At 73.1% G+C, this 18,685-nt stretch carries 17 protein-coding genes and 1 pseudogene; 11 read left to right on the forward strand and 7 right to left on the reverse strand.

Annotated features, from left to right (window positions below; all coding sequences use genetic code 11):
* Positions 1 to 218: 218 nt before the first annotated feature.
* From QQS16_RS07425 to QQS16_RS07435, 3 genes are read right to left on the reverse strand one after another with little or no spacing between them, the layout of a single operon-like run.
* Positions 219 to 980 (reverse strand): cupin domain-containing protein, encoded by a 762-nt coding sequence (locus QQS16_RS07425; RefSeq protein WP_286060817.1) that lies wholly within the window; start codon positions 978 to 980, stop codon positions 219 to 221.
* On the reverse strand, positions 974 to 1,912 hold the full coding sequence (locus QQS16_RS07430) for a DUF6807 domain-containing protein (protein WP_286060818.1): 939 nt from the start codon (positions 1,910 to 1,912) through the stop codon (positions 974 to 976). Before QQS16_RS07430 ends, QQS16_RS07425 begins: the two co-directional genes overlap by 7 nt.
* Positions 1,909 to 3,024: a Gfo/Idh/MocA family protein gene (locus tag QQS16_RS07435; RefSeq protein ID WP_286060819.1), complete on the reverse strand. Its 1,116-nt coding sequence runs from the start codon at positions 3,022 to 3,024 to the stop codon at positions 1,909 to 1,911. Before QQS16_RS07435 ends, QQS16_RS07430 begins: the two co-directional genes overlap by 4 nt.
* 321 nt (positions 3,025 to 3,345) lie before the next feature.
* Between QQS16_RS07435 and QQS16_RS07440 the strand changes: the two genes are divergently transcribed.
* The 4 genes from QQS16_RS07440 to QQS16_RS07455 all read left to right on the forward strand — a co-directional run bounded on the left by QQS16_RS07440 (position 3,346) and on the right by QQS16_RS07455 (position 8,512).
* Positions 3,346 to 4,530, forward strand: a complete 1,185-nt coding sequence (locus QQS16_RS07440) for an acyl-CoA dehydrogenase family protein (RefSeq protein WP_286060820.1) — start codon at positions 3,346 to 3,348, stop codon at positions 4,528 to 4,530.
* 189 nt (positions 4,531 to 4,719) lie between these two features.
* The gene (locus tag QQS16_RS07445; protein WP_286060821.1) at positions 4,720 to 5,850 is read left to right on the forward strand and encodes a GNAT family N-acetyltransferase; all 1,131 of its coding nucleotides are present in this window, start codon (positions 4,720 to 4,722) and stop codon (positions 5,848 to 5,850) included.
* Positions 5,851 to 5,913: 63 nt separating this feature from the next.
* Positions 5,914 to 6,402: a hypothetical protein gene (locus tag QQS16_RS07450; protein WP_286060822.1), complete on the forward strand. Its 489-nt coding sequence runs from the start codon at positions 5,914 to 5,916 to the stop codon at positions 6,400 to 6,402.
* A gap of 385 nt (positions 6,403 to 6,787) precedes the next feature.
* Complete coding sequence (locus QQS16_RS07455) at positions 6,788 to 8,512, forward strand: protein kinase domain-containing protein (protein WP_286060823.1); 1,725 nt, start codon at positions 6,788 to 6,790, stop codon at positions 8,510 to 8,512.
* A 28-nt stretch (positions 8,513 to 8,540) separates the two neighbouring features.
* On the opposite strand, the gene QQS16_RS07460 is transcribed toward QQS16_RS07455, so the two are convergent.
* Complete coding sequence (locus tag QQS16_RS07460) at positions 8,541 to 9,332, reverse strand: response regulator (protein ID WP_286060824.1); 792 nt, start codon at positions 9,330 to 9,332, stop codon at positions 8,541 to 8,543.
* Positions 9,329 to 10,951: a sensor histidine kinase gene (locus tag QQS16_RS07465; protein WP_286066244.1), complete on the reverse strand. Its 1,623-nt coding sequence runs from the start codon at positions 10,949 to 10,951 to the stop codon at positions 9,329 to 9,331. The genes QQS16_RS07460 and QQS16_RS07465 overlap by 4 nt, the downstream gene beginning before the upstream one ends.
* A 352-nt stretch (positions 10,952 to 11,303) precedes the next feature.
* Here QQS16_RS07465 and QQS16_RS07470 point away from each other — a divergent pair, with 352 nt between their 5' ends.
* From QQS16_RS07470 to QQS16_RS07490, 5 genes and pseudogenes are all read left to right on the forward strand, one after another.
* Positions 11,304 to 12,290, forward strand: coding sequence for a Bug family tripartite tricarboxylate transporter substrate binding protein (locus tag QQS16_RS07470; RefSeq protein ID WP_286060825.1), 987 nt, complete (start codon positions 11,304 to 11,306; stop codon positions 12,288 to 12,290).
* Positions 12,287 to 12,823, forward strand: coding sequence for a tripartite tricarboxylate transporter TctB family protein (locus QQS16_RS07475; RefSeq protein ID WP_286060826.1), 537 nt, complete (start codon positions 12,287 to 12,289; stop codon positions 12,821 to 12,823). The genes QQS16_RS07470 and QQS16_RS07475 overlap by 4 nt, the downstream gene beginning before the upstream one ends.
* 1 nt (position 12,824) lies before the next feature.
* Positions 12,825 to 14,321, forward strand: a complete 1,497-nt coding sequence (locus tag QQS16_RS07480; RefSeq protein WP_286060827.1) for a tripartite tricarboxylate transporter permease — start codon at positions 12,825 to 12,827, stop codon at positions 14,319 to 14,321.
* Between the two features lie 25 nt (positions 14,322 to 14,346).
* Positions 14,347 to 14,820, forward strand: a pseudogene (locus QQS16_RS07485) (MFS transporter); the annotation flags it as partial.
* Between the two features lie 67 nt (positions 14,821 to 14,887).
* A complete protein-coding gene (locus tag QQS16_RS07490) occupies positions 14,888 to 15,628 on the forward strand; it encodes a maleylpyruvate isomerase family mycothiol-dependent enzyme (RefSeq protein WP_286060828.1) in 741 nt (246 codons plus the stop codon).
* A gap of 13 nt (positions 15,629 to 15,641) precedes the next feature.
* Here QQS16_RS07490 and QQS16_RS07495 read toward each other — a convergent pair whose 3' ends face one another.
* On the reverse strand, positions 15,642 to 16,037 hold the full coding sequence (locus QQS16_RS07495; RefSeq protein ID WP_286060829.1) for a MarR family winged helix-turn-helix transcriptional regulator: 396 nt from the start codon (positions 16,035 to 16,037) through the stop codon (positions 15,642 to 15,644).
* A gap of 86 nt (positions 16,038 to 16,123) precedes the next feature.
* Between QQS16_RS07495 and QQS16_RS07500 the strand changes: the two genes are divergently transcribed.
* Together QQS16_RS07500 and QQS16_RS07505 are read left to right on the forward strand one after the other, a co-directional pair.
* The gene (locus QQS16_RS07500) at positions 16,124 to 17,692 is read left to right on the forward strand and encodes an MFS transporter (protein WP_286060830.1); all 1,569 of its coding nucleotides are present in this window, start codon (positions 16,124 to 16,126) and stop codon (positions 17,690 to 17,692) included.
* Positions 17,693 to 17,764: 72 nt separating this feature from the next.
* Positions 17,765 to 18,049 (forward strand): DUF6332 family protein, encoded by a 285-nt coding sequence (locus QQS16_RS07505; RefSeq protein WP_286060831.1) that lies wholly within the window; start codon positions 17,765 to 17,767, stop codon positions 18,047 to 18,049.
* Here QQS16_RS07505 and QQS16_RS07510 read toward each other — a convergent pair.
* Positions 18,010 to 18,675, reverse strand: a complete 666-nt coding sequence (locus QQS16_RS07510) for a response regulator transcription factor (RefSeq protein WP_286060832.1) — start codon at positions 18,673 to 18,675, stop codon at positions 18,010 to 18,012. The two genes, QQS16_RS07505 and QQS16_RS07510, sit on opposite strands and share 40 nt — an antisense overlap.
* Positions 18,676 to 18,685 lie beyond the last annotated feature (10 nt).

Here is an 18,685-nt window from a genome sequence, read left to right on the forward strand (position 1 = left end):
TCGACTCTGGGGCATGACAGAAGATCGGACGGTGAAACAGGACGCGGCCCGGCACGACCGACCGGCGGCTCAACCAGCGTGCGGGGTAAGCCGGTTGGCGGGTCGAGTCGGACAGCCAGTCAGACGGTCGGGCGGTTGGTCAGTTGGGCAGCTTCCTCGGAATTCTGACGGCCCCCTGAGCCTCCTGGTTGCCCTGACTGCCGACTGGGATACCCCTGTCACGCGCCCCGGTACGGCAGCGTCGTCCCCGGCAGGCTGTACTCGTCCCGCCTGCCGCACATCCCGAAGCCGCCCAGCCGGGTGGGGGCCGCCTCGTACGCCGTCGCCTCGCCGAGGTGGGCCGGGTCGCCGTCGGCCAGCGCGTCCAGCTGGGCGCCGGTGCGTTCGGCGGTGGCCAGCGCGCCGGCCCGCCACAGCTCGCGCCAGGTGGGCACCTTGGCGCGTACCAGCCGGGCGGCGGCCCGCTGGAACTCCAGGTACGGGCCGTTGTCGCCGGCGACCAGAGCCTCGCGCAGGACGAGGTAGCCCTCGACGGCGAGGTCCCGGCGCCGGCGAGCCGCCGCCGCCGCGTCCTTGCCCGTGCCGGGCGGGAGGGCCGCCGCCGCCGCGTACGTGTCGGGGTCGGCGAGCACCTCGGCCGGGAAGGTGAAGACGGCGTCCCCGGCCTCGGGCAGGCCGCTGTTCTGCATCAGCACCGTGATCCGCAGGTCGCCGCCCTGCACCATGCGGTGCACCGTCCCCGGGGTGAACCATGCGACCGAGCCCGCCTCCAGGGGGATGTCCCGGTAGCCGTCGGGGCTCAGCGTCTGCACCGCGCCCCGGCCGCCGGTGACGACGTACGCCTCCGTGCACACCAGGTGCAGGTGCGGGCTGCCGCCGCACACGCCGTCGGCGGCCTCCCAGTCGTAGGCGCTCAGGTGGGAGAGGCCGACGGCGCCGGGCAGCGGATGCGGGAGGGCCGGCCCGGGCTCGCTCACCACGGCAGGCCCTCCAGGTACGCGGCGACGCGGTCCCGGTCCCAGGCGCCGTCGGCGAGGACGACCCGGTAGCGGTAGGAGAAGGACTCGCCCGGCGGCAGCTCGAACTCCTCGAAGAACGCCCAGGAGAAGGCGACCGTGGGGATCGGCTCGGACCGGACGAACCAGTGCGACTCGTGGATCGCGCGCTGTTCGTCGAGGTTCTCCGGCGCGTGGGCGAAGACGAGGGTGGAGTGCCCGTCGACGTCGTCGTGCTCCGCCGTGAAGGCGAGCCACGGGCCCTGGGTGCCCATCAGCTTGCCCGCGTCCGCGCCCGCTCCCCCGTCGATGTCCGGGCCGAAGACGGTGCCGCCGGTGAAGTCCCGTGGGCCACGCCACTGCAAGCCCGTGTAACCGGCCATCTCGCGGCCCGCGGTGGTCGGGGAGCCGAAGGCCAGGGGCTGGTCACGGACGTTGGTGAGACGGATCGACCAGTCCAGCGTCCAGGCGCCGGCCTCCTGGTCCACCGAGTGGACGGTGAGGCCGCGCTCCTCGCGCGCCCATTCGGCGCCGCCGTTCTCCACCCAGGTCAGCGCCTCGGTGACGGCGAGCCGGTCCTCGTCGGCCCTGAACGCGGGGAAGCCGTCGTGCCGCATCGAGCCGACCCGCTCCGGCAGGGGGAGGTAACCCTGGCCGTGGACATAGCAGTTGCCGCCCCAGAAGTTCTGGCCGGAGAGGTGACTCGCCGTCATCTGCAGGCCCTTGTGCCAGCGGTGGTCGTTCGGGCGGTAACCGGTCACCGTGCGCCCGGCGAGCGTGCGCACCGGATGGGCGTAGGGCTTGCGCGACTCGAAGGCCTCGGGGTCGGGGCGGTAGACGTAACGGAGGATCTCGGTGCCGTCCGCGGCCTCGACCGCGATGTGCTCGCCGTGGACGTGGCTGACGCGGATGCTCATGCGCGCTCCTCGGGGGCCCAGTGGGGGTGGTCGCCGTGCATCGCCGGGTAGAACGGGTCGCCGGGTGCGATCTCGCCCGCGTGCACCGGGGCGCCGGTGAACGCGGCCTTGTAGAGGGCGGCGGCGAATTCCAGCGTGGCGCGGGCCTCGGCGCCACTGGTCGGTGGCCTGACACCGTTGTCGTACGCGTCGAGGAGCGCACCGAGCTGGGCCGTGTGCGAGCTGGGCACGTCGGCGGCCGGGGCGGACCAGGCGGCGGCGCGCTCGGAGCCGACGTGCGGGGCCGGGGTGTAGACCCAGTCCTCGTTGCGGTGCCCGTACAGGTGGGTGAGCTCGACGGTCGCGTCGGCGCAGTCGACGCGGATCCGGCTGACCTCGGCCGGGGAGAGCACGCTGTTGACGACGGTCGCCAGGGCGCCGTTCTCGAACCGGACCAGGGCCGTGGACACGTCCTCGCTCTCGGTGTCGTGGACCAGGCGCGCCGCCATGGCCCGGATCTCCGTCCACGGGCCGAGCAGGTGCAGCAGCAGGTCGTACTGGTGGATGCCGTGGCCCATGGTCGGCCCGCCGCCCTCGGTGGCCCACTTGCCGCGCCACGGGACCGCGTAGTAGGCGGCGTCGCGGTACCACGTGGTCTGGCAGTGCGCGACCCGCGGGGCGCCCAGCTCTCCGCTCGCGATCAGCTCCCGGGCGTGCACGGCGCCGGAGCCGTAGCGGTGCTGGAAGACGACGGACGCGTACGCGCCGGACGCCTCCTCGGCCGCCGCGATCTCGTCGTACTCGGCGAGCGACAGCGTGAGCGGCTTCTCGCACAGCACCCAGGCGCCCGCCTTCAGCGCGGCCACCGTCTGCTCGCGGTGCAGGGACGGCGGCGTGCCGATGAGCACCAGGTCGGGACGGACGGCGTCCAGCATCACGTCCATCGACAGGTACCCGGCGACATCCTCGCCCGCCAGCTCGCGAAAGGCGTCGAGCCGGTCCTGGTCGACGTCGACCGCGGCGACCAGTTCCGTACGGTCCGCGTGGGCTCTGAGGGCCGGCAGGTGGCTGCCGCTGACGATGGCACCAGTACCGACCACGGCGACGCGGCGACGGGCTGGGAGCGGGGGCATGCGGTTCTCCTGGTACGGCCGACGGACATGAAGAAAGCGCTTGCTCTCTGAGGTGACCCTAGGCGCCGGATCATGTCCGGACAACCCCTGTGCAGTGATACGGGGAACGCCGGGGCCGGGCCGCCTGGTGACGGGAGCGGTGGCCCCCGTCACCCCGCCGGCCCGCGGCTCGAGGAACGCTCCGCCGACCAGCACACCGCACGCCCCCGGTCAGTGCTGCCGCCATCCGTCCTCCGCGTCAACTCCACTGATACGTACGCTCGTTGACAGCGCGGACGATCCGCGTCACGGTGAGGGCCCCGTCCCGCCCGGAGGTCGTCCATGGCTCCGTCCTCAGCACCTCGTTCCGACGCCGACCTGGTGGAGCGCGTACGGGCGATCCGCCCGCTGATCCGCTCGCACGCCCTGCGCGCCGAACAGCGGCGGCGGGTGACGGGCGAGGTCGTCGCGGCCCTGTCGGACGCCGGGATCCACCGGATGAACGTCCCCCGCCGGTACGGCGGTCACCAGACCCGGCTGCGCACCCAGGTCGACGCACTGGCCGAGATCGCCGCCGCCTGCGGTTCGGCCGCCTTCATGGCGTCGATCCAGGCCGGCTGCGCGTTCATCGCCTCGCTCCTCCCCGACGAGGCGCAGGACGAGATCTTCACCGGCCCGGACGTGCGGGTGGGCGGCACCCTCATCCCGGACGCCACGGCGGTCGCGACGGACGGCGGTTACGTCGTGAACGGCACCTCGGCCTTCGCCACCGGCTGCCAGGACGCCGACTGGCACCTCCTGACGGTCCGGCTCCCCTCGGACGACGGGCCGCCCGAGGTGCTGTGGGCCGCCGTCCCCATGGCCGAACTGGAGGTGCTCGACGACTGGTACGTCTCGGGCCTGGCGGGCAGCGGCAGCAACAGCGTCGTCGCACGGGACGTCCTCGTGCCGGCCCACCGCGTGCTGCCGGTCGGCCCGCTGCTGAGCGGTGAGTTTCCGGCCCAGGCCAACGCCGACGACCCGTTCTACCGGATGCCGGTCCTGCTGCTGTTCTGCGCGTGGACGGTGCCGACCGCGCTCGGTCTGGCCCGGTCGGCGCTGGCGGAGTTCACCGAGCGGACGCACCGGCGGGGCATCACGTACACCTTCCACGAGCGGCAGCACGAGGCGGCCGTCACCCATCTGCAAGCGGGTGAGGCGGCCATGAAGATAGCCTGCGCCGAGCTGCTGACCGCCGAGTTCGTCGCCCTGATCGAGTCCCGGGCCGTGACCGGTGAGCCGTGCACGACCGAGGAGCGGGCCCGGATCCGGGCGCAGTGCGGGTATGCGACCCGGCTGTGCAAGGAGGCCGTCGACCTGATCGGGTCGGCGTCCGGCGCTTCCTCGCTGCGTCAGGAGGAACCCGTGCAGCGGGCGGTGCGCGATCTGCACGCCCTGAGCCTGCACTCCTTCGTCAACCCGGCCACCAACCTGGAGCTGTACGGCCGGGTCCTGTCCGGGCTGGACGCGGGCACGCCGTTCCTGTAGCCCGGAGGCGAGGGCTCGCGTGACACGTGGGGCGCGCGGGCAGCCACGGGGGCGGCCACGCGTGGCGCGATCGGCGAGGTTGACAGCAGGCCTCAACGGCGTGTCGGAGCAGACGTCTTGACAGCGTGCGTACTGTTTCGCGACGTTTGGTCCTCGTCGTACTGTTCGCATCCGGGGGGAGCGGTCGCCATGCGCACCATGAGCGGACTGGACGTCACGGTCCACAGAACCGGCGCACTGGACGCCTCGCTGCGCGAGGCCTGGCACCGGGCGATGGACGAGTCACCCGAGTACGCCAACCCGTTCCTCGCGCCGGAGTTCGCGGCCGGGGTGGGCAGACACCGCGGCGCGGCGCGGGTGGCGGTGCTGCGCGACGGCGCGGACCCGGTGGGCTTCCTCCCGTTCGAGCGCAACGCCCTGGGGGTCGGCCGGGCCATCGGTCTCGGCCTCTCCGACTGCCAGGCCCTGGTGCACCGCCCCGGGGTCACCTGGGACTCCGACGAACTGCTGCGCGCCTGCGGGCTGTCCATCTTCGAGTTCGACCATCTCGTGGCGGAACAGAAGCCGTTCGGCCGGCACGTCACGGGCACGTTCGCGTCACCGGTGATCGACCTGGAGCCCGCCGACCGCGACGGCGACTACGCGACGTGGCTGCGCGGCGCGTACCCCGGGCTGGCCAAGACGACCCTGAAGAAGGAGCGCCGTCTCGGGCGGAACGTGGGCGAGATGAGGTTCGTCCACGACGAACGCGACCCGGCGGCGCTGCGCACGCTCATGCGGTGGAAGTCCGCGCAGTACCGCCGGACGGGACGGATGGACCGGTTCGCGCGGCCGTGGATCGTCGATCTCGTCACCCATCTGTTCCAGGTCCGCGAGGAGCACTTCACCGGCGTGCTGTCCGTGCTGTACGCCGGTGACCGGCCGGTCGCGGCCCACTTCGGGCCGCGGTCGCGCACGGTGTTCGCGGCCTGGTTCACCGCGTACGACCCGGAGTTGAGCTACTACTCGCCCGGTCTGATCATGCACCTGCGGCTGGCCGAGGCGGCGGGCCGGGACGGGGTGCGGCTGATGGACATGGGGCGCGGCGAGAAGGAGTACAAGGACTGGCTCAAGACCCGCGAACTGCGGGTGGGTGAGGGGTTCGCGAGCCGGCCCCACCCGGTGGCGGCGGCGCACCGGCTGTGGCGCCGGCCGGTACGCGGCCTGCGCAACACGGTCCTGGCCCATCCCTCCCTGCGCGAGCCGGCCGACCGGCTGCTCAAGGCGGTCGGCACCCTGCGCTCGCCGGGCCGGCCCCGTCCGGGCTCCTCGGCCCCCTGAGCGAGGACACCGTCCGCCTGTGACGCGTCCGCCTCGGTCTCCACGTCCACGAGTCCGTCACCCGTGCCCGTCACCGGGCCGGAGCAGCAGCTGGTGAAGATGACGGTCAGCGGCGGCTACGCGGGGGTCGACCGGGAGGTGACGCTCCGCGGCGACGGTACCGTCCGCGTCCGGGACAAGGGAGAATCCGCGCTGCGCCGTACCAGCGCCGCGCAGTTCACGCGGTTGCGTACGCTGCTCGGCGATCCGGCGCTCGCCGATGTCCCGGCGTTCACGATCGACCTCGGGGCGGCCGACATGTTCCAGTACGCCCTGCAGTTCGACGGACGCACGGGCTCACCGACCGATCCGCCGGGCAGCCCGCGCTCGACCGCCTCATCGACGCCCTCAGCGCGTGGCTGCCGGCTCGCTGACCGGCGGATCGACGACGGCACCCCCGCGGCGGACGCACCGCACCGCGCCGGGAACGTGTCGTCCTCACCGGTGGCGTGCCCGGCCCGGTGGACAGGCCGACGGGCCGCCCCTTCCGCACCCACTGCCCCTGCGTGGTGAGCGCGGAGGACGGCGTCGGCAGCGGGAGGACGACCAGCGCCAGGTCGAGGGCGCCGCGCGCGCGTTCCCGTACGAGATCGTGCCCGCGAGCGCTGCGCCCTGGAGCGCCCTCCGCTCCTGCCGACAGGCACCGGCCGCCACACCGGCTGCCACTACCCACGGGGCCGGCACCGGGAGGTCCGCCGGCATCGACTGACCGGATTCGACGCCGAGGGCCCCGGCTTGACCCGCGGCACGTGAACGCGTCCAACGGCCAGGACTCGTGCGGCGGAAGTGACGGAAACGCTGAACGTTCGCCGCAGCTGGGCTAGCCTCTTCTTCCCTTGGGGCCGAACAGGCGTACGGCGAAACTCATTTCGGGGGATGCGTGTCAGAACAGCGGCCGGTGCCACCTGGCTCCGCCACGAGCGAGGCCGCCGCACTGCGGGAGATCGGTGCCTCGCCCCTGCGTTCCGGTGAGCCGCGCCGCATCGGCCCCTATGTGCCGCTGGCGCTGCTGGGCAGCGGCGGGATGGGACGCGTCTATCTCGCGCGTCCCACGGACGACAGTCCGGGTCTGGTCGCGGTGAAGGTGATCAGACCGGAGTACGCGGACGACCTGAACTTCCGGCGCCGCTTCGAGCGGGAGGCGTCGGTGCACGCCCGGGTCCGCACGGCCCACACGCCGGGATTGTGCGGCGCGGGGTTCGAGGACGCGCTGCTGTGGATGGCCACCGAGTACCTGCCGGGGATCGATCTCGCGGACGCCGTGCGGGAGGGCGGTGCCCTGGGGACGGCCGCGGTCTGGCGGCTGGTGGCGGAGCTGGGACAGGCGCTGGCCGACCTCGCCGCCGTGGGGATCGTGCACCGGGACCTGAAGCCGTCGAACGTACTGCTGTGCGTCTCGGGCGCGTACCTGATCGACTTCGGACTTTCGAAGGCGGTGGACGCGAGCGCGCTCACCGGAACCGGCATCCGGGTGGGGACTCCGGCGTTCATGTCGCCGGAACACCTGCGCACGGGCCGGTCCGACACGACGTCGGACGTGTTCTCCCTGGCCGGGACGCTCATCTACGCGGCGACCGGGCGCGCTCCGTTCGGTGGCGGGTCGGGCGTCGACGTGATGCACCGGGTGGCGTTCGAGGAGCCGGACGCCGAGGTCATCGGGAAGATCTTCGCGGCGGACCCGGCGCTCGGCTCCCTGCTGTCCGCCTGCCTCGCCAAGGACCCCGGACGGCGGCCCGCCCCGCGCGACCTGATCGACACAGCCGCGGCACACACCGGGACGACCTGCTGGCCCGAGCCCCTGGGCGGCAGGGCACGGGCCAGGCAGCAGGCGTACGAGGAGCTGTGCCGTCTCCCGGCCTGGCTCGACGCCCGCCCGCCCGCCGAGGAGGACGCGCCGCGCACACCCCCGCCGTCTCCGCCCGTGGTCGCGGCACCGGTGGGGGCGGCGGGCGACGCGCCGGGCACACCCCCGGAGCCGTTACCCGCGGGTGTCCGCGCCTCGCGGCGGAGGAAGCCGGTACTGGCCGTCGCCGCGGGCGTCACCCTGTGCGCGGTGGCCGCGGGCACCTTCGTCCTCACGCGTCCCGACACCCCCGGCGGCACCGCCGCCCCGGGTGCCCGGGTGGCCACCGCCCCCACCGCGCCCGGTGCGGACGCCCGCGCGTCGGCGCCCGGGGGCAGGGAGCGGCCGTCCCCGTCCGGCGGGAGCGCCGGGGGCGCCGCGCACCCCGACGGCGGCGCCGAGCGTCCCGAGGTCTCCGGCTCCCCCGCCTCGGATCCACCGGACAGTTCCCCGTCTCCGCCTGCCGCGTCCAACACCCCCGGCGACATCAGCCCGTCCCCCACCAGCTCGCCGTCCGCGCCGACCACGGCGGCCTGGATCACCGACTGCACGCACTACTCCGGCAACGGGCGCACCGGTCAGGGGGACAGCGGCAAACGGGTGCTACAGGTGCAGTGCATGCTGACGAAGCGCGGCTACAGCGTGGGGAGCACGGGCGCGGACGGCGAGTTCGGTCCCGGCACGGAGTCCGCGGTGCGCGCTTTCCAGAGCGCGAAGGGGCTGGACGCGGACGGCGTCGTGGGCCGGCAGACCTGGACGGCGCTGCGCGACACCGCGTGAGCCCGCGGGCCCGTCCCCGGCCTCCGGATCACGCGCGGGCCTCGCCTCCGGGCCGGAGTCCCGTGGGCTGCCCGCGGAACTGGTAGCGGCGCTCGGGACGCCCCGCCACGCCGTAGCGCAGGGACACGTCGGCGCTGCCGATGGTGTGGAAGTGCTCCAGGTAGCGACGTGCGCTGACGCGGGAGATACCGACCGAGGTCGCGCACTCGGCGGCGGACAGGGTGCCCTCCGCGGCGCGCAGCGCGCGTGCGACCAGCTCGGCGGTCTCCACGCTCATGCCCTTGGGCAGCGCGCCGGCGGTGGAGGCCGGCACGCTCGCTCCGGCCAGCACCCGGTCCACGTCGGCCTGTCCCCGCACGACGGTGGCGAGCAGACGGCCCCGCTGTTGGGCGTAGCGCTCCAGGCGGGCCCGCAGGTCCTCGAACTCGAACGGCTTGAGGAGGTAGTCGACGACGCCGTGGCGGACGGCGCCGCGTACCGCGTCGGATTCGCGTGCGGCGCTGATGACCATGATGTCGCAGTCGTGCCCGGCGGTGCGCAGCCGCGGGATGACGTCCAGGCCGAAGACGTCCGGCAGGTACAGGTCGAGCAGGACGAGGTCCGGGCGCAGCTCGTCGACGGCGTGGGCCGCCTGCTCCCCGGTGTGGGCGACGCCCACCACCCGGAACCGCTCCACGCGGTCGACGAAGGCGCGGTGGACCCTGGCCACCATGAAGTCGTCGTCGACCACGAGCACGTCGATCGTGTCGGCCCCGGCAGGCGAGGTCGCGCCGGGCGCGGACGTGACGGACGTGGAGGACGCTGCGTGGTCGCCTCTCATCGGGCCACTCCTTCCGCCACCGCGTCGGTGAGGTGGCTGACGGTCATGCGTGCGGTGAACATGGCCCCGTCCGGCGTGTTGGTCACCGCGATCTCACCCCCGTGACGCTCGCAGACCAGGCGGGTGAGCGCCAGACCGATGCCGCGCTCGCCTTCCTGGGCGGCCTTGGTGGTGAAGCCGTGCGTGAACACCTCCCGGGCGAGCTCCGGTGCGACGCCGGGGCCGGAGTCGCGGACCACGATCTCCACGCTGGAGGCGTCCTGGCGCAGTTCGACCTCGACCCAGGCCTCGCGGCCGTCGGGCTCCCCCGCGCCCGTGGCGACGGCGGCGGCGTCCACGGCGTTGTCGACCACGTTGCCGACCACGGTCGCCACGTCAGCGGCGTCCTCCGGTGTGAGCCGGCCGAGCGCGGTGCGGTCCGAGATCCGCAGACTGACCTTCCGTTCGGCGGCCAGGGAGGACTTCGCCATGAGCAGTGCGGCGACCGCGGTGTCACGGACGCGGCGGCTGAGGGTGACGTCCAGTGACTGGCGGCGCTGGTTCAGCGCGCGGATGTAGCGCACGACCTCGTCCTGCTCGCCGATCTGGATCAGTCCGGAGATGGTGTGCAGCTGGTTGGCGAACTCGTGGGCCTGGGCGCGCAGCAGCTCGGAGGAGCTGCGGAAGGAGCCGATCTCCCGCTCCAGCCGGGCCAGTTCGGTGCGGTCCCGCAGGGTGGTGACGGAGCCGAGCGGGCGGCCGTCCTTGGTGACGGTCATCCGGTTCATCACCAGCACCCGGCCGTGGCGGACGACGACCTCGTCCCGTCGGCCGGCCGCGTCCTCCCGGTCTCCGGCCAGCACGTCCCGCAGCCGTCCCTCGATGCCGAGGTCGGCCAGGCCGCGGCCCACGCAGTCCCCGGGCAGGCCGAGCAGGCGCCGGCCCATGTCGTTGACCAGGGTGAGGCGGTGCTGCGGGTCCAGGGCGATCACGCCCTCGGCGATCCCGTACAGCATCGCCTCCCGGTGTTCGGCGAGGCCGGCTATCTCGCGTGGTTCCAGGCCGAGGGTCTGCCGTTTGACGCGCCGGGCCAGCAGCAGGGAGCCGGCCAGGCCGAGCGCGCTGGCGATGCCCAGATACGCGAGCAGATAGGAGGAGGCGCCGCTGAGGCGCTGCCACACCGTCGGGTCGGCCTCGCCGATCATCACGGTGCCCAGGTGCTCCCCCAGGTTCTCCCGGGTCGCGCCGAGCACCGGGACCTGGGCGACGAGTTCCCGGCCGCCGTCCAGCATGAGCGGGCCGGACCAGCCCCGGCCCTCGGCGGCGCCCTCGCCGAGGGGCATCCGGCCGCCGATCGCCGTGGGGTTCGTGGAACTGACGATCCGGCCGTCGGCGTCGGCCACCGTCACCGAGGTGACCCCCGACTGGGTCTGCGTGGAGTTCACCAGCGGGGCCAGTGCCTCCCGCGGAAGGGGCCGTACCAGCTGGCTGCGGACCAGGGGCGTGGCGGCCAGCTGCTCGGCCAGCGCGCCGACCCGGCGGCCCTCGACGCGGTTGAAGGTCGCCTCCGACTGGGCGAGTGACACGGCGGCGACCGCCAGCAGCACCACCACGACGATGGCGAGCTGGAGCACCAGCATCTCGCCAGCGAGGGTCTGGCGGCGGAACGGGGCGACCACAGCCAACTCACTCTCTCCGGTCTCGGCGCGACGGGCGGCGGCAGGGGCGGCGGCTCAGGCGCCCGGGCGCCCTCATCATGGCCCCCGCCCGCGGCCAGGAGAAGAGACGTGCGCCCACCCGACGTCGGTGACCGCAAAGACCACAACCTCCGTTGATTCCGGAAGGAAGACAGGGCCCGCGCCTGCGGGCAACATGTGGCCCACATCACCCTCCCCCACAGGGCCCCCTTTCTCATCGGCTTTCCGCGTCGACGTCCCTCGTCGACCCCGCCCATCGACTTTCCGTATCGACGTACCGACAGGTGGTGGCACCGTGCGCTCGCGCACCCCCCTCGCCCTGGTCGGGGCCGCCGTGCTCGTACTCGTGGGACCTCCGCTCCTCACGAGCGGCAGCGACGCCGCGACCGGCACGCAGATCCCGGGTCTGCGCTTCATGGTCCCCAACACGCCCGGTGGCGGCTACGACATCACGGCCCGTACCGCCGCGAAGAACGCCGAGGACGCCGGCCTCACGCACAACATCGAGGTGTTCAACCTGCCCGGCGCCGGCGGCACGGTCGGGCTGAGCCGGCTGGTGAGCGAGCACGGCAACGGCAAGCTCGCCATGTCGATGGGCCTCGGTGTGGTGGGCGCCGTGCACTCCAACCACGCGCCCAAGACGCTCGCCGACACCACCCCGATCGCCCGGCTCACCGAGGAGCAGGACGTCGTCGTGGTCGGCAAGGACTCCCCGTACAAGACGATCGACCAGCTCATCGAGGCCTGGAAGGCGAACCCCGGCAAACTCCCGGTGGGCGGCGGCTCCTCGCCCGGCGGGCCGGACCACCTCGCGCCGATGCTGATGGCGCAGGCGGCCGGGATCGAGCCGAAGGACGTCAACTACATCCCCTTCGACGGCGGCGGCGAGCTGCTCGCCTCGATCCTGGGCAACAAGGTCGCCTTCGGGGTGTCCGGTGTGGGCGAGTACCTGGACCAGATCGAGGCGGGCGAGCTGCGGGTGCTCGCGGTCACCGGCCCCGAGCGCGTCGACGACCTCGCCGAGGCGCCCACGCTCAGGGAGTCCGGCTACGACGTCGACTTCACCAACTGGCGCGGCATCGTGGCGCCGCCCGGCCTGACCGACGCCGAGCGCGACAAACTCGTCCGCCTCGTCGAGGAGTTGCACGACTCCCCGGAGTGGCGCGAGTCGCTCCAGCAGAACGGCTGGGACGACGCGTTCCTGACCGGCGAGGAGTTCGGCGACTTCCTGGGCGCCCAGGACAAGCGCGTGGTCGCGGTACTGAAGGAGCTGGGACTGTGACGACTCAGACCGACATCCCCCCGGCCGAGACCTCCGGTGGCCGCTCCTGGCTGCGCGAGCACTCCGAACTCGGCGTCTGCGTCATGCTGCTGGCGCTCGGCGTGCTGGTGCTGACCGACGCGCTCACCATGGACGTCGACATCACCCAGCGCGGGCCCGTCGGCCCGAAGACCGTGCCGGTCGTGGTCGGCGTCGGGCTGCTGGTGATCGCCGCGCTGCTCGCCGTCGACGTCCTGCGCGGCGGCCGGGGCCACGCGGAGACCGGCGAGGACGTCGACCTGTCCGAACCGGCCGACTGGCGCACGGTGCTGCTGCTCACCGGCGTGTTCCTCGGCGCGGCCGTCCTCATCGAGCCGGTCGGATTCCCCGTCGCGGGCGCCCTCCTGTTCTGGGGAGCCGCCTTCGCGCTCGGCAGCCGCCGCCTCGACCGGGACCCGCTCATCGCGGCCGTGCTCTCCCTGGCCACCTACGCCGTCTTCAACAACCTGCTCGGAGTACCGCTCCCCGGCGGCCCGCTGATGGGAGTGCTGTGACATGGACGCCCTCAACTCCCTGATCGACGGCTTCGGCACCGCGCTGACACCGGTCAACCTGCTGTGGGCGGCGGTCGGTGTCCTGCTCGGCACCGCGATCGGCGTCCTGCCCGGCATCGGTCCGGCGATGGCGGTGGCGCTGCTGCTGCCGGTGACGTACGGACTCGAACCGACCGGCGCGTTCATCATGTTCGCGGGCATCTACTACGGCGCGATGTTCGGCGGTTCGACCACCTCGATCCTGCTGAACACGCCGGGCGAGAGTGCCGCCGTGGTCGCGGCCATGGAGGGCAACCCGATGGCCAAGTCGGGGCGCGGCGCACAGGCGCTCGCGGCGGCCGCGATCGGTCACTTCGCGGGCGGCCTGATCGGCACGATGCTGCTGGTCGCGCTCGCGCCGAAGGTCGCCGAGCTGGCCGTGGACATCGGGGCACCGGACTACTTCGCCATCATGGTGCTGGCGTTCATCGCCGTGACGTCGGTGCTGGGATCCTCCCGCATCCGGGGCCTGGCGTCCCTGCTCATCGGTCTCACGCTCGGCCTGGTGGGCCTGGACCAGATGACCGGACAGCAGCGCCTGACCTTCGGCTCCCTGCAACTCGCCGACGGCATCGACGTGGTGATCGTGGCGGTCGGCCTCTTCGCGATCGGCGAGGCCCTGTGGGTCGCCGCCCACCTGCGGCGTCTGCCGCCCGAGCCGATCCCGGTGGGCCGCCCCTGGCTGGGCCGCGAGGACGTGCGGCGCACCTGGAAGTCGTGGCTGCGCGGCCCGCTCATCGGCTTCCCGTTCGGCGCGGTCCCGGCGGGCGGCGCCGAGATCCCCACGTTCCTGTCGTACGTCACCGAGAAGCGGCTGTCGAAGCGCAAGGACGAGTGGGGCAAGGGCGCCATCGAGGGCGTGGCCGGCCCGGAGTCGGCGGCGTCGGCCTCGGCGGCGGGCACGCTGGTGTCCATGCTGACCCTGGGGCTGCCGACCACGGCGGTCGCGGCGGTGATGTTGGCCGCGTTCCAGCAGTACGGCATCCAGCCGGGCCCGCTGCTCTTCGAACGCGAACCGGACCTGGTGTGGGGCCTGATCGCCTCGCTCTTCGTCGGCATGGTGCTGCTGCTCGCGCTGAACCTGCCGCTGGCGCCGGTGTGGGCGAAGCTGCTGCGCATCCCCCGGCCGTATCTGTACGCCGGGATCCTGTTCTTCGCGGCGGTCGGCGCGTACGCCGTCGGCGGTGAGGTGATCGACCTGGTGATCCTGCTGATCATCGGCCTGATCGGGTTCGGCATGCGGCGGTACGGGCTGCCGGTCCTGCCCGCCGTCATCGGTGTCATCCTCGGCCCGAACGCCGAGCAGCAGCTGCGGCGCGCCCTTCAGATCAGCGACGGCAGTGTCTCGGGCCTGGTCGACACGCCCTTCGCGGTGACGGTGTACGCGGTGGTCGTCCTGCTGCTGGCCTGGCCGCTGCTGAAGAGGCTCGTGACGCGCAATCGCGCGGCGGGCGTGTGAGCGGTGCGCCGGGCGCTCCGGGCGCGACTGGGGCGCCCTGCACCTCCAGCAGGACCTCGACGCCTCCGCCGGGGTCGCGGCGGTGGGCTACGCCTGCTTCGCGCTCGCCATGACGGTCGGCCGGCTCACCGGCACCACCCTCCTCCAGCGCCTGGGCCGGACCTTCACCGTGGTCGCGGGCGGGGCCACCGCCGCGGCGGGCATGCTGGCCGGGGCACTCGCCCCGGAGGTGTGGATGGTGCTCCTGGGCTTCGCCGTCGCCGGTCTGGGCCTCGCCAACATCTTCCCGGTCGCCGTCGAACGCGCCGGCGCCCTGGCCGGACCGACCGGTGTCGCCGTCGCCTCCACCCTCGGCTACGGCGGCATGCTGCTGGGGCCGCCCGCCATCGGCTTCATGGCCGACTGGTTCTCCCTGCCCATCGCCCTCACCAGCGTCGCCGCGCTCGCCGCCGTCGCCGCGGTGATCGGCCTCACCCTCCGGCGGGCGGCGCCCGGCTGATCCCGAGGAGGGGATCCCGCCCACGGAGTCGCCCTGCGAGCGCGCTCCATCCGGCACACTCATCTCCATGGAGATTGCCGAGTTCACAGCGATCCTGCACCGCGAGGGCCGTTCACTGGCCGCGGCCGCCGAGGAGGCCGGCACCGACGCGAAGGTGCCGACCTGCCCGGGGTGGCAGGTGAGCGACCTGCTGCGACACACCGGGATGGTGCACCGCTGGGCGACCGCGTTCGTCGCCGAGGGCCACACCTCCCACCAGCCGGACGGCGGCCTGCCCGACCTGGACGGCGCCGCGTTGCTCGCCTGGTTCCGGGAAGGGCACGGGCGGCTCGTCGACACGCTCGCCTCCGCCTCCCCGGACGTCCGGTGCTGGCACTTCCTGCCCGCGCCGTCGCCGCTCGCGTTCTGGGCCCGGCGCCAGGCGCACGAGACGACCGTGCACCGCTTCGACGCCGAGTCCGCCCGGGGCGGCACGTCCGGCGACGTCGACGGCCCCTTCGCGGCGGACGGCATCGACGAGCTGCTGAGCGGCTTCCATGCCCGCGCCAAGAGCCGGGTCCGCAGCGAGCACCCCCGTGTCCTGCGGGTGCGGGCGACGGACACGGACGGGGCGGTGTGGACCGTACGGCTGTCGCCGGACGCGCCGGTGACCGAGCGGGGCGATTCCGGGGAGGCGGACTGCGAAGTGACCGGCCCCGCCGCGCGGTTGTACCTGTCGCTGTGGAACCGGCTGCCGTTCCCCGCGGTGACCGGGGACGCCTCCGTCGCCGAGCTGTGGCGCGAGAGGTCGGCCGTGACCTGGGGCTGAGTCCGGCCCCGGCTCAGCCGGAGGCGAGCATCCTGGTCAGCACCGCGCGCTGCACCGGCAGTACCACGCCGTGCAGCGCGCGTCCCTTCTCCGTGAGCGCCACGCGCACGCCCCGCCGGTCCTCGGGACACATCCCGCGCTCGACGAGCCCGTCCTTCTCCAGCCGGGCGACCAGCCGCGACAGGGCGCTCTGGCTGAGGTGGACGCGCTCGGAGATCTCCTGGACGCGGTACGCGCACACGCCGTCTGCGGACCGTCCTTCGGACAGCACGTCCAGCACCTCGAAGTCACTGGCGCACAGGCCGTGCCGGTGCAACGCGCGGTCGAGTTCGCACTGGGTGCGGGCGTGCAGCGCCAGGATCTCCCGCCACTGTTCCGCGAGCGCCCGCTCGGCCTTCTCCGCCGCCATGGGCGCACCGTAGCAGAGGAACGAATTTGTTGCGTCAGAATTAAATGCCCTTGCATCCGATGCATGCGCATGTAGTGTTCTGCCGCATGACCTCTCCGCTCACCGCCCCCGCGTCCGAGGGACGCTGGACGCCCCGCCTGTGGGGCACCCTGCTCGTGCTGTGCGCCGCGATGTTCCTGGACGCGCTCGACGTGTCGATGGTCGGCGTCGCCCTGCCGTCGATCGGCGCCGACCTCGGCCTGTCCACCTCGACCCTGCAATGGATCGTCAGCGGCTACATCCTGGGCTACGGCGGCCTGTTGCTCCTCGGCGGACGGACCGCCGACCTGCTGGGCCGGCGCCAGGTCTTCCTCATCGCCCTGGGTGTCTTCGCCCTGGCCTCACTGCTCGGCGGGCTCGTCGACTCCGGTCCCCTGCTGATCGCCAGCCGCTTCATCAAGGGCCTGAGCGCGGCCTTCACCGCCCCGGCCGGCCTGTCGATCATCACCACGACGTTCCCCGAGGGCCCGCTGCGCAACCGCGCGCTCTCCATCTACACCACCTGCGCGGCCACCGGCTTCTCGATGGGCCTGGTGCTCTCCGGCCTGCTCACCGAGGCCAGTTGGCGCCTGACCATGCTGCTGCCCGCGCCCATCGCCCTGATCGCCCTGGCAGCGGGCCTGAAGCTGCTCCCGCGCACCGCCCGCGAGAAGGACCACAACGGCTACGACATCCCCGGCGCGGTACTCGGCACCGCCTCGATGCTGCTGCTGGTCTTCACCGTCGTCCAGGCCCCGGAGGTCGGCTGGGCCTCGGCCCGCACCCTGCTGTCCTTCCTCGCCGTCGCCGCGCTGCTCACGGTGTTCGTGCTGGTCGAGCGGCGCTCGCCCGGCCCGCTGGTCCGGCTCGGCGTCCTGCGCTCCGGCACCCAGGTCCGCGCCCAGCTCGGCGCGATGGCCTTCTTCGGGTCCTACGTCGGCTTCCAGTTCCTGGTCACCCTGTACATGCAGTCACTGCTCGGCTGGTCGGCGCTGCACACCGCGCTCGCCTTCCTGCCCGCGGGGGCCCTGGTGGCGCTGTCCGCGACGAAGATGGGCGCGATCGTCGACCGGTTCGGCACCCAGCGGCTGATCGCGGCGGGCTTCGCGCTGATGGTCGTCGGCTACGCGCTGTTCCTCCGCATCGACCTCGACCCGGTGTACGCGGCCGTCATCCTGCCGTCGATGCTGCTCATCGGCGCCGCCTGCGCGCTGGTCTTCCCGTCGCTGAACATCCAGGCCACCAACGGCGTCGAGGACCACGAGCAGGGCATGGTCTCCGGGCTGCTCAACACCTCGGTGCAGGTGGGCGGCGCGATCTTCCTCGCGATCGTGACGGCGGTGGTGACCGCGGGCGCGCCCGAGAACGCGACCCCGCAGGCCGTGCTCGACAGCTACCGGCCCGGGCTCGTCGTGGTCACGGCCGTCGCCGCGGCCGGGCTGCTGATCACGCTCACGGGACTGCGGACCGCCCGTCGCTCGCGGGCGTCGGCGTCCATCGTGGTCACCAAGTCCCCCGGGTCCACCGGGGCTGCCGGAGCTGCCGGAGCTGCCGGAGCTGCCGGGGCCACTGATTCCCAGTCCACCGGGTCCACTGTGAAGGAGACGGAAGCGGAGCGCGTGGCGGTCCGTGACTAGGGGGACGTCTCCCACCGTGCGCCCGGCGGGGCCCGCTTGCCCCGCCGGGCGCACGCCTGTGACACTCCGGTCATGACGACGTACGGGGGACGCCGCGGGCAGGCAGAGCGGGACGCGATCACGGTCGAGATCGGTTACGCCCTGTGCAGCGCGCTGTTCCTGGCCGCGGTGTTCTTCGGGGCGGTGGCCGGTCCGGCGCTGCTGTTCGAGTTGCCGCGTCTGCTGGACCTCTTCCTGCTCCGCGTCGGACTCGTCCTCGCGCCGGTCCTCTTCATCGCCCGGGTGATCAGCGTACTGGTCGGCTTCCGGCCCGGGGCTCAGCCCAGCCAGCCGGGCCGCACCAACCCCGACTCGTAGGCCAGGACGACCAGTTGGGCCCGGTCGCGGACGCCCAGCTTGACCATCGTGCGGCTGACGTGGGTCTTGGCGGTCAGCGGGCTGACGACCAGGCGGCGGGCGATCTCCTCGTTGGACAGTCCGATGCCGACCAGGGCCATCACCTCCCGCTCCCGCTCGGTGAGTCGGGCCAGGCCGTCCGCCGCCGCCGGTTGCTTGGAGCGGGCGGCGAACTCGGCGATCAGCCGGCGCGTCACCCCCGGTGAGAGCAGCGCGTCGCCCTCGACCACCGCCCGTACCGCGCGCAGGAGTTCCGCCGGCTCGGTGTCCTTCACCAGGAACCCCGAGGCACCCGAGCGGATCGCCTCGAAGACGTACTCGTCGAGTTCGAAGGTGGTCAGCATGACCACCTTGACGTCCGTCAGCGTCGGGTCCTCCGTGAGGCGCCGCGTCGCGGCCAGACCGTCCAGCAGCGGCATCCGGATGTCCATCAGGACGACATCGGGGCGCAGTTGACGCACCGCGCGCAGCGCCTCCTCCCCGTCGGAGGCCTCTCCGGCCACCTCGATGTCCGGCTGCGCGTCGAGCAGCGCGCGGAAACCGGCCCGTACCAACGACTGGTCGTCGGCGAGCAGCACACGGATCACCGGTCGGCCT

Origin of the sequence: Streptomyces sp. ALI-76-A, from assembly GCF_030287445.1 — a bacterium.
In the GTDB taxonomy this organism is placed as follows: Bacteria; Actinomycetota; Actinomycetes; order Streptomycetales; family Streptomycetaceae; genus Streptomyces.